Genomic DNA, 10,946 nt, shown 5'->3' with positions numbered 1-10,946 from the left:
TTTTTTTTTTAGTTGAACAAAAATTAAAAAAAAATACAAAACCTACAAACTCACACAAAACCCCCCCAAAACTGCGTTTGTTAAAACTAAAAAAAAAAAATTTTGATTTTCTGAAAGCCCCCCCCCCCCCCCCCCCGAAACTATATTATAATCAATTCTTTTACGCTTTCAAAGCCGAAATTTCATCTCTCAGCTTAGCCGCCTTGATAAAGTCAAGATTTTTTGCTGCTGCTTCCATTTCTTTTTGTTTCTGGGCAATCATTTTCTCGATATCTTCACTGGCATAGGTTGCTTTTGTTTCGGCAACCTTCTGAAGGATTTCTTTTTGCGTATATTTTTCATCCGGGAAGTCTTTGCTTCTGCCCACAAGATTTTCGGATATCTTTTTATTTAAAGCCGTCGGCTTCAGGCCGTGAGCTTCATTGTATTGCATCTGCTTGGCACGACGGTATTCGGTTTCATCCAGGGTAGCCTGCATGGATTTTGTGATCTTATCGGCATACATGATTGCCTTTCCATTCACGTTTCTTGCGGCCCGCCCTACCGTTTGGATCATTGATCTTCTGCTTCTCAGCATTCCTTCTTTATCAGCATCCAGAATGGCAACCAGCGAAACTTCAGGTAAATCCAACCCTTCTCGTAATAAATTAACCCCAATCAACACATCAAAAAGACCTAAACGAAGATCCTGCATAATCTGAATACGCTCCAGAGTTTCAACATCTGAGTGAATATATCTCGTTCTGATTCCGAATTTGGTAAAGTATTTGGTAAGTTCTTCTGCCATTTTCTTGGTTAAAGTAGTCACCAGTACTCTTTCATCAGCATCGGCTCTTTTTTGGATTTCCTCCATCAGATCGTCAATCTGGTTCAATGATGGTCTTACTTCAATAATCGGATCTAAAAGTCCTGTAGGACGAATAATCTGTTCTATATAAGCTCCTCCCGTTTTTTCCAGTTCATAATCTGCAGGCGTTGCAGAAACATAAATAACCTGATTCTGAATAGCTTCAAATTCTTCAAACTTTAAAGGCCTATTGTCCATCGCTGCCGGAAGTCTGAAACCATATTCCACTAATGCCTCTTTTCTGCTCCGGTCTCCGCCATACATGGCATGAACCTGTGGAACGGTAACGTGGCTTTCATCAATGACCATTAAAAAGTCTTTAGGGAAATAATCAATCAGGCAGAAAGGTCTTGTTCCAGGAAGACGACCATCCAGATACCTTGAGTAGTTTTCAATTCCTGAGCAATAGCCCAGTTCTTTAATCATTTCAAGATCCAGTTCTGTTCTTTCCTGGAGTCGCTTTGCTTCTAATGGTTTCCCGACAGAGCTAAAGAAATCCACCTGCTTTACCATGTCATCCTGAATATCTTTAATCGCTCCATTTAAAGTCTCCTTTGAGGTTACAAAAAGATTGGCAGGATAAATCTGGATCTGATCAAAATTATCCTCTACATTTCCTGTTACTGGGTCAAAACTTTGAATTTTTTCAATTTCATCTCCAAAAAACTGGATTCTGATCGCATTATCAGTATAAGCAGGGAACACATCTATTACATCTCCTTTTACACGGAATGTTCCTCGTTGGAATTCATTCAGTGTTCTGGCATACAGAGCATTAACTAATGAATGAAGAAGTGCTGTTCTGGTCACTTTTTCACCAATGGCAATAGAAATTAAAGATTTATGAAATTCTGTAGGATTCCCGATACCATAAATACATGAAACAGAAGCCACAATTAAAACGTCTCTCCTTCCTGAAAGAAGACTGGCCGTTGCAGAAAGACGCAGTTTTTCAACTTCCTCATTAATGCTCAGGTCTTTTTCAATATAAGTTCCTGTTGTAGCAATATAAGCCTCAGGCTGGTAGTAATCATAGTAGCTGACAAAATATTCTACAGCATTTTCCGGGAAAAACTCTTTAAACTCCATAAAGAGCTGCGCAGCAAGCGTTTTATTGTGTGCCAATACAAGAGTTGGACGCTGAACATTTTTAACAACATTCGCAACAGTAAAGGTTTTTCCGGAGCCGGTAACTCCAAGAAGTGTTTGATATTTCTCACCGATCTCTATTCCTTCAGTAAGCTTTTCAATAGCTTGAGGCTGGTCTCCGGTGGGTTTGTATTCTGATTGAAGCTTAAAATCCATAGAAAAGAATGTATACAACAAAAATACGAAAGAAATTATTAGACAGGATAATGTTTTGAAGGTGAATATTTTGATAATAAAATTTTAACACTCTCAACAGGATTAATTGAAAAAATAAAAAAAGCGCTAAAAATTAGCGCCATCAATATTAAGGTTTTGTAAAAGTCATTGTTGCGGGAACTTTTAGTACGGAAGCAATAGGTTTTCCATCTTTCGTGGCGGGTTTCCAGACTGTATTGTTACTTATTTCAGTGACTGTCTTAAGAAGTTCCTTATTGAAAATCTCGTTATCACCCGAAGCTGTCAGGTTGGTCGTTTTCCCTGTTTCGTCTATATGAACATAAATTGTTGCTTTTATGGTTCCACTTACTGGGCTCAGGTTACTGACATCCATGGTTTTGCCTATTTTTGTTCTGAGATCTTTCATCCCATTTGGATATTCAGCACTCACAAAGGTCTTGTCTTCCTGCATATTTGTGTTTTTGCCTTCTGTGTTTTCAGTTTTAATGCTTTCTCGCGGACTTATGGTATCCTGATCTTTTTTCAAGTCTGGTCTTTTAAATCCCATCATCATGGATGATTTTTCTTTTTCTTTGGTTTTTTCAAAATAAGGATGAGTCATTAGACTAACCTGATAAGGCTGAGGATTTTTTGCTGTCCTGGCATTCGGATAAATTTTGCTGATATAAACATTTGAAAAATCCGTTTTTTTATAGTTTTTCAAAATGCTGTTTTCAATTTTTTTTGAATCAATCCACACTGCATAGTCTTTTTTATTTAAAAATGATTTCAGCTCATTCTCTGTTGGAATTCTTTTTTTCAATTCAGGTAATGCAAAGAATGTAATCTTCTGCTCATTTCTTTGGGTTTCACTCAGTAATGGATAGAGTTCTTCAAGCTTTTTTTTGTCGTTTTCGGAGATCTTTTTTGAAAATTCAGCATATTTTCCATCATTCAGCAAATCTGAATACCTAGCCAATATATCCTTGAATTCCTGATAAGAATCCTGGCTACTGGTTTGAGCAGGAGTTTCCACTATTTTTTCTGGAATCTGAATATTTGCAGAATTCCCTGCATACGTTCTTTCAGAAAGTAACACAACGGCAGCAATCAGTGTTGCGATTCCAGCTGTTTTCTTTAAAAGACTGAATTTCGATTTTTCTGTTTTCATCATAATAAATCTTTTTTTGGTGTTATTAAAATTAAATGAATGGGTCAAAGGAGGATTTTGCTGGCTAAGAATTTCTTCAAGAATAAGGTTCTGATATTCTTTAATACTATAATTCTTTTTCAGTACCGCTTCATCTGCTAAAAACTCGTGATTCGTGATCACTGCTTTTTTGTATAGGAAAAGAACAGGATTGAACCAGGTAAAAATCTTTAAAAGATTCAGTATTACTAAGTCTATACTATGTTTCTGATCAATATGAGCCTTTTCATGCAGGAAAATCCTTTGGTCAACTTTATTATTTTCCATGTAATTTTTCCCCATATATATCGTATTCCAGAAACTGAATGAAGAAAGACCTTCACCTGTTAAAATGATATTGTAATGCTCATAAGTACGTCTTTCCCCTTTAATTCTTCTGATCGCTAAAAGAGCTAAAAGGCTTTTGATGAGTAAAAAAAGTGTAATTACAGTATACACGCCCCACACAACATTCATCCAGTTGAAACTTTCCTGTTCCGGCTGAATAAAAATCATTTGCTGAGCTGTTTCTTCAATTATGATTTGAGTTTGCGGCTCTATTTTAGCTTCAGGACTTTCTATCGTAATATTGATGAATGGGATGATATAGGATAGAAGTATGGAACTTAGCAAATACCATCTGTTGAATCTGTACATTCTTTCTTTTTCCAGGAAGGCATAATAAACAGCAATGAAAATAGAAGAACATAGAATTATTTTCAGAATAATAGCCGTCATACTTATTCTTTTATTTGTTCATCAATAATATCACGAAGTTCTTTCAGTTCCTTTTGGCTAAGTTTTGCATTGGACGTAAAAAATGAGGCAAACTGTGTCACAGAGCTGTTGAAAAAACGGTCAATCATGGAAGTCATTTCTTCCTTGAAATATTCCCCTTTCTCTACCTTCGGATAGTATTCGCGGGAATTTCCATAGAGTTTATAGCCTATCAGCTCTTTATTCTGCATTCTTTTAAGCAAGGTTGCTATAGTAGTTGCTGCAGGTTTGGGTTCCGGATAGGCTTCCAGAATATCCTTCATGAAAACAGTTTTCTTTTCCCAAAGAATTTCCATAAGGACTTTTTCAGAATCAGTTAGTTTGATCTCTTTCATTCTACAAGTTTGTAATTTGTTCTACAAATGTAGAATAAAAATTAATATATACAAATTTTATTGGCATTATTTTTCCATTCGTTGTATGAAACCTAATCGTAATAATATGAAAATCAATCAATTTTACATTCCTGTAGTAAGCCTTTTTCTTTTTTTGTCCTCATGCAAAGAGAATCATGCCAATGCTCAGAAGACGGGAAATGACGGAAGTGTAGAAACAGAAGACCCTAATTCTGACTATAAGCCGGCATTTAAAGGACAGACAAGAATTAAGGCCGTAAAAACAACAACAGCCTATAATGTTGAAATATTGAATAAAGATCTGGGAAGACCTTGGGGAATTATCAATTTACCTGACGGAAAGTTTCTCATCACAGATAAGAGAGGGTATATGAATATTGTTTCACCAGATGGAAAACAAGTGTCTAAAATAGATGGCTTTCCAAAGGTAGATTCAAAAGGACAGGGTGGAATGCTGGATGTCGCTCTAGATCCTGATTTTAAAACCAACAGTATTATTTATTTTAGCTTCTCAGAACCTTTTGGTAAAGGAAATTTAACATCTGTAGCGAAAGGGAAACTTTCTGCAGACCTTAAAAATATCTCAGAAGTTCAGGTAATTTTCCGTGCCGAACCATCATATGACGGAGATAAGCATTATGGAAGCCGCCTGGCTTTTGATAAAGATGGAAATCTCTTTGTCAGTACAGGAGAAAGATCAGATAAAGTTACCCGTGTTTATGCTCAGAGAACGGATAATTATCTCGGGAAAATTTTAAAAATTACAAAGGACGGCAAGCCAGTTCCGGGAAATCCATTCATCGGAAAATCAGGATATAAACCGGAAATCTACGCTTATGGAGTCCGAAACCCGCAAGGAATGGCCATTGATCCCAATGGTACTCTTTGGGATGTGGAAATGGGCCCAAGAGGTGGTGATGAAATCAATCTCATCCAACCGGGAAAAAATTACGGCTGGGGAGATGTAACCTATGGAATTGAATATTCAGGTGATAAAGTAGGACAGGGCATCACCCAAAAAGAAGGAACGGAGCAGCCTGTCTATTATTGGGATCCTGTGATTTCACCAAGTGGAATTACTTTCTATACAGGAAATATTGAGGAATGGAAAGGCAATCTCATTATCGGATGCCTGAGTGGTGAACATATTAACAGGATTGTTATGAAAGATAATAAAGTCGTGGGTGAAGAACGTCTTCTTGCAGATCAGAAAGAACGTTTCCGTGATGTATTAAACGGAATGGACGGGAATCTTTATGCGGTAACCGACAGTGGCAAATTATATAAGATTTCAAAAAAATAGAAAAAACTGTATCAAAGTGTCATTCTGAACGAAATAAAATGTAGTGAAGAATCTTATGTTATTGATTTATAAATAAGATTCTTCCTTCGCAGAATGACAACGGTGAAATTATTAACCTTTGATACAGTTTCTTTTTATTCCATTAAAACTTAAAATTAAGTCTGGCAAAAACCTGTCTTCCGGCAAATCCCATCTGCACAGGGTCAAAAATACCTCCAGCTTCTGTATTTCCGTCAGATACATGCGTGGTCTGTAGAGTAGGATATCTGTTGAACAGGTTCTTACTTCCTAAAGTAAGACTCAGGTTTTTGCAGAATTCATACCCAAAAGAAAGATCAGTCGTTACTTTGGGATTATATACCTGTTCTGAGTCGTCATAGCCGATCAGGGTTACCTTATCAAATCTTACCATTTGCAGATTTACATTGAACTTATTAAGCCTGTAATTAAGATTTAAATTCACTTTTGTTTTTGGAGCAGAAGCAAGAATGAATGCTTTTTCTCTTGCACTCAGATAAATATCTTCTTTCCCTGCCAGCTGTTCTGAAGTATTCACTTTTGTGATTTCCATATCATTATAGTTTCCGGCCAGGGTAGCGGTCAGTTTTCCGGAACCGATATTTTCAGTATAGCTTAAGATCACATCAACTCCTTTTGTTTTCGTATCGATCGCATTGGAAAAGAACTGTACCTGATCAATAAATGGATTTTCTGCCTGAACATCTGCCGGCAAGTCTGCCTGTGCAAAATATCCGGTAAGAACAATTCTGTCTTTAACACGGATGTAATAACCATCTACTGTTGCTGTGAATTTTCCTGTGTTGAAAGTAAACCCGGCACTTCCGTTCACTGATGTTTCCTGTTTCAACTGAGGAATTCCCAGACTGCTTGCCAGTTTACTGTCATTAGAGGCTAATTGAATAGTAACCAATTGTCCTCCCTGGAAATTGGTAAACTGCTGGCTGTAATATTTCTGAGCCAGAGAAGGTGCTCTAAACCCTGTAGAAACAGATCCGCGGAAAGCAAACTGTGGAGTGATAGCGTATCTTGTGGCAAACTTTCCATTCAGCGTGCTTCCGAAATCATTATAGTTTTCAAACCTTCCGGCAATACTGATCATCCAGTTTTTGGTAACATCCAATTCAGTATCTACATAAGCTGCAAAATTGTTTCTGCTTTTGCCAAAATCAATAGAGTAGCCGGGGAACCCTTGTGATCCCCCCGGACGATAACGTACAGGATCAGAACCAGGAACTGTTACCCATAAGTTTTGAGGAGTATCTTTTGTAACTACATTTCCATTGATATCATACATTGCATACGATGCTTCTTCTCCTTTGATGATGTCAAATTTTTCATACCTGAATTCTGATCCGAAAGCGATATTAAGCCCTTCCAGTACTTTGAACTGTTTCACAGCATTAAACCCGGTGGTATTCTGCAGCAATGAATGTCCGCCTGCATTAAAACTTGTAGGAGATTTTACTCCTAATGTGGCATTAATGGTATGGTCTATCTGGTAGGTGAATCTATTGTTACCAAAAGCATTATAAAAATCTACATCCCAGTCAGCAACTTTAAATTTTAATCCGTTGTCAAACGTGAAATCGGTAATGCTGGTATTTTCAATAGGGTTGAATCCTGTAGGGTAAACTTCCGGAATATTGCCGTCTGCATCAGGGGTTCTGGTCCAGGCATAGGCTTTCGTATTTCTATGCGAAAAACCTTGACGGGAATAAAATTTCAATCCATCAGATAATGGTACTTCTATATTTCCGAAAAAGTAAATGTTCTGAGCTTTTGCATCTCCGAAACGCTGTCTGGGTGATGTATAAATATCCGGATTTGCATTTCTTATAGCATACTCTTTATTTACAAACTCTACTGTGAAATTACCGAAGCCGCCTTTTGAACCTATTTTAGTCCCTAAATTTCCATTGAAATCAAAGGTATTTCCGTCTACTTTACGATCTGATACAACATCATTGTTTCCCGGGCTTTTAAAAAGATTCATACCATAAAAAGCATTCCCTTCAAAACCTTTGTCCCGGTCATTCAGGATAACATTGATAACCCCGGCAATAGCATCCGAACCATATTGGGCGGAAGCTCCGTCACGAAGCACTTCCACTCTTTTTATGGCACCAATCGGAATCGTATTCATGTCATATCCGGTGTTTCCTCTTCCTTTGGTCCCAAAAAGGTTAATCAGTGAAGACTGATGGTATCTTTTTCCATTTAACAAAAGTAAAGTCTGATCGGGACCAAGACCTCTTAAGGTAGCAGGATCTACAGCATCGGCGCCATCAGATCCTGATTGTTTATTGGAATTGAAAGAGGGTGCGGAAAACTGTAACAGCTGGTTGATTTCCACTTGTCCTGTTGACTGGCTTACCTGTTTGATATCAATAATATCAATAGGGACAGGCGTGTTTACAACTGTTCTTTTTTTGTTCCGGCTTCCGGTAATGGCTACTTCGTCAATTTTTGATTCTTTCAAAGTGTCCTTTACTTGCTGGGCATAGGAGAGAGTAGAAACTCCGAGTAAAAGAATGCTGATGTATTTTATCTTCATATTAATAATTTTGAGTGATGATTCAATCAAAATTATCAATATTTATTTTTATATCCATATTAAATTAAAATATTTAGTATGAATATCTTAATTTAATATGGATCTCAGATAAATTAGGAAAAATAATAATCAATTATATTAATTTAATTAAAAATTTTAATCTTAAAAGCTGGTAATGATTCTGTTAATTCCTTCTTCTAAAATTTCCTGTGATGTGGAAAAGCAAATTCTGATATGTCCTTCCGCTCCTTTTCCGAACCATCTTTCTGATCCCGGAACAATGGCTACTTTTCCATGTGTCAGAACGTGCTGAGCGAATTCGTCACTTGTCATTCCGTTTTTAATCTTTGGAAACAGGACAAAAGTAGCTTCCGGCAAATTAGGCGTTACAATTTCTGATCGGCTTAATAATCTGAACGCAAGATCTCTGTTGCTCTGCAAGTGAGTCAAAAATTCTTTGTACCAAGGCTTTGCTCTCTCCAGTGCTACACTTCCGGCAATCTGTGATAAAGTAGAAACGCCTTCTATGGTGGAATTGAAATTGGATTTCTCAATGAAGTCTTCAAGAGTATCCTGATCATGACACAATACAGCTCCAATTCTCAGTCCTGCAATTCCGAATGACTTTGAAAATCCATAGACTGTGAAGCTTTTCTTCCTCGCTTTCTCAGAAACAGAGGAATACGTATAGAAGCTTTTGTTATCATAAATAATATCACTCCAGATTTCATCACTCATCACCCAAAGATCATGAGCGGCTGCAATTTCTGCCACCTGCACTAAAACGTTTTTAGAGTAAACTTTTCCAAGTGGATTATGCGGGTTGCATATGCTGATAAGTTTGGTTTTGGAGCTGATTAAAGAAACCAGTTTTTCAAAATCAATTTCTCCAGTTGCTGTATCTATAGGACAAAGCATTACTTTTCCCCCTGCCGTTTCCACTGATTTTTTGAAAAGAAAATCTACAGGATCTAAAATAATAGCTTCATCTCCGGGATTGAGAACATAGGATGCAATAAGGGACATTCCCTGGGCAGCACTGTTAACCGCCAAAATATTTTCAGGGGAGAAACTCCCGTGTTTTTCCTGATTAAAATGATCTGCAACACTTTTCTTAAATTCAGGAAGCCCGGAAAACGGACCATAGCTGAGGTAACCGTCTTTAAGGTATTCAATAATTCCCTGTTCTATTTCAGGTGCTGTTCTGAAGTCCGGATCTGCTGCTGTAAGAGGGATAATACCGTCTTCCAGGGTAGCCCATCTTCCGTTATAGGCCTTCCTTTTCAGGGCTTCAAAGTTGATATCGTTATTAGTGAACATATTTATTTATAAGATATGGGTAAAATATTTTCTGGCTGTTGGTGGAGCGGCAGTAAAAACTGCTTAAGCAATGTTCTTCCATTACGGATGTGATGCTCAATTTCCGGCTTTCTGTCCGTTTCGTATTTATTGAAAGCTTTTTGTATATTCTCTTCTTCAACTAAATATTTCGTTAATGAGAAAGAATCTTTCAAAGCAGAAGTAACTCCCTGGCTGGTAAATGGAATAAGAGGGTGTGCTACATCCCCGATGAATACGAAGTTGTCTTTGTAAAAAGGGTTTAACTCTTCCAGTTCATATACATTCCATAAATGTACATTTTTGTAGTTTGATTTCTGTATGATTTCCGGGACTAAAGGATGCCAGTTTTCAAAAACTTCAAGCATATATTTCTTTAAGTTCTCTGCGGAGCATTCATTGATCATATATTTCTGGTTGTCGAACTGGGAGTACCAGAGAATAGTATCATCAGAAAGCTTGAGAATACCAAAAGTCAGTCCGCCTTCCTTGTGATGGAACTTCATAAAGTCATTATCAATCACCTCTGCAATTTCTTTATTCTGAATGATATTCACGACTTCACTTTCTCTTACCATTCTCATCGTTTCATCTTTAAAAAGATTCCTTCTGATCCGGCTTCTGGATCCATCAGAGATAATGGTAATATCAGCATTAATATCAGTTCCGTCAGAAAGCTTCAGTTTTCCGTTTTGTAATTCATCAGGAATGATTGTTTCTTCGTAGGTTATCTTTTCAGGTGAAATGTTTTGAGCTAATAAATTGATTAATGAATGTCTTGATATGGCGAAAACATGATCCAGCTCCTTTTCTGCCAGGATCTTCCCGGTATGAGAATATTGTGTGTATTTTCTCAGAAAATTTCCATGTTGGAGAAGAGTGTCAGGATCAATGATCTGATAAAGATAGTCCATTCCCTCTTTAGGAATCAGAAAACCGTGACCTGCCAGATCTTTTTTATTTCTTCTTTCGTAAATATGGTAATCGATCTTGTGTTTTTCCAGGTAATTCGCCATGCTTAAGCCGGAAATGCCGGCACCCACGACAGCAATTTTCTTCATTTTTCGGAATAAAGTATTTTTCAGGTTGGTTTTTTAAGTATTTTTTTAATCTCATCTAGATAAATGCAAAATTAAAATTAAAAACCTTCACTATTTCAAAAAAACGTCAATTTGATTTTGATTTTGTGAAAAATAATACAAAAAGCATAATACATACTTTGTTATAAAAATATATGGTTGATTAATGTTTATGTA

Annotated in this window: 7 protein-coding genes; 1 reads left to right on the top strand and 6 read right to left on the bottom strand. The window is 37.0% G+C overall.

Annotated elements, in window-relative coordinates:
• Positions 1-160 precede the first annotated feature (160 nt).
• The 3 genes from uvrB to J2786_RS20905 form a co-directional block, all read right to left on the bottom strand.
• Positions 161-2,152: an excinuclease ABC subunit UvrB gene (uvrB, locus tag J2786_RS20915; RefSeq protein WP_047428706.1), complete on the bottom strand. Its 1,992-nt coding sequence runs from the start codon at positions 2,150-2,152 to the stop codon at positions 161-163.
• Between the two features lie 148 nt (positions 2,153-2,300).
• A complete protein-coding gene (locus tag J2786_RS20910) occupies positions 2,301-4,079 on the bottom strand; it encodes a M56 family metallopeptidase (protein ID WP_047428708.1) in 1,779 nt (592 codons plus the stop codon).
• 2 nt (positions 4,080-4,081) lie between these two features.
• Entirely contained in the window at positions 4,082-4,453 is a 372-nt protein-coding gene (locus tag J2786_RS20905; protein ID WP_047428710.1) for a BlaI/MecI/CopY family transcriptional regulator, read from the bottom strand.
• A gap of 106 nt (positions 4,454-4,559) precedes the next feature.
• On the opposite strand from J2786_RS20905, the gene J2786_RS20900 reads away from it, so the two are divergent.
• On the top strand, positions 4,560-5,777 hold the full coding sequence (locus J2786_RS20900) for a PQQ-dependent sugar dehydrogenase (protein WP_310026621.1): 1,218 nt from the start codon (positions 4,560-4,562) through the stop codon (positions 5,775-5,777).
• Between the two features lie 142 nt (positions 5,778-5,919).
• On the opposite strand, the gene J2786_RS20895 is transcribed toward J2786_RS20900, so the two are convergent.
• From J2786_RS20895 to J2786_RS20885, 3 genes are all read right to left on the bottom strand, one after another.
• Entirely contained in the window at positions 5,920-8,352 is a 2,433-nt protein-coding gene (locus J2786_RS20895) for a TonB-dependent receptor plug domain-containing protein (RefSeq protein WP_047428714.1), read from the bottom strand.
• A gap of 162 nt (positions 8,353-8,514) precedes the next feature.
• Positions 8,515-9,672 carry a pyridoxal phosphate-dependent aminotransferase gene (locus J2786_RS20890; protein WP_052186858.1) on the bottom strand — a complete coding sequence of 386 codons (1,158 nt, stop codon included), beginning with the start codon at positions 9,670-9,672 and terminating at the stop codon, positions 8,515-8,517.
• Positions 9,673-9,674: 2 nt separating this feature from the next.
• The gene (locus J2786_RS20885) at positions 9,675-10,751 is read right to left on the bottom strand and encodes an FAD-dependent monooxygenase (RefSeq protein ID WP_310026614.1); all 1,077 of its coding nucleotides are present in this window, start codon (positions 10,749-10,751) and stop codon (positions 9,675-9,677) included.
• Positions 10,752-10,946: the final 195 nt, after the last annotated feature.

The sequence above is a fragment of the Chryseobacterium vietnamense genome (assembly GCF_031454475.1).
In the GTDB taxonomy this organism is placed as follows: domain Bacteria; phylum Bacteroidota; class Bacteroidia; order Flavobacteriales; family Weeksellaceae; genus Chryseobacterium; species Chryseobacterium vietnamense.
This window is presented reverse-complemented; position numbering and strand designations above follow the sequence as displayed.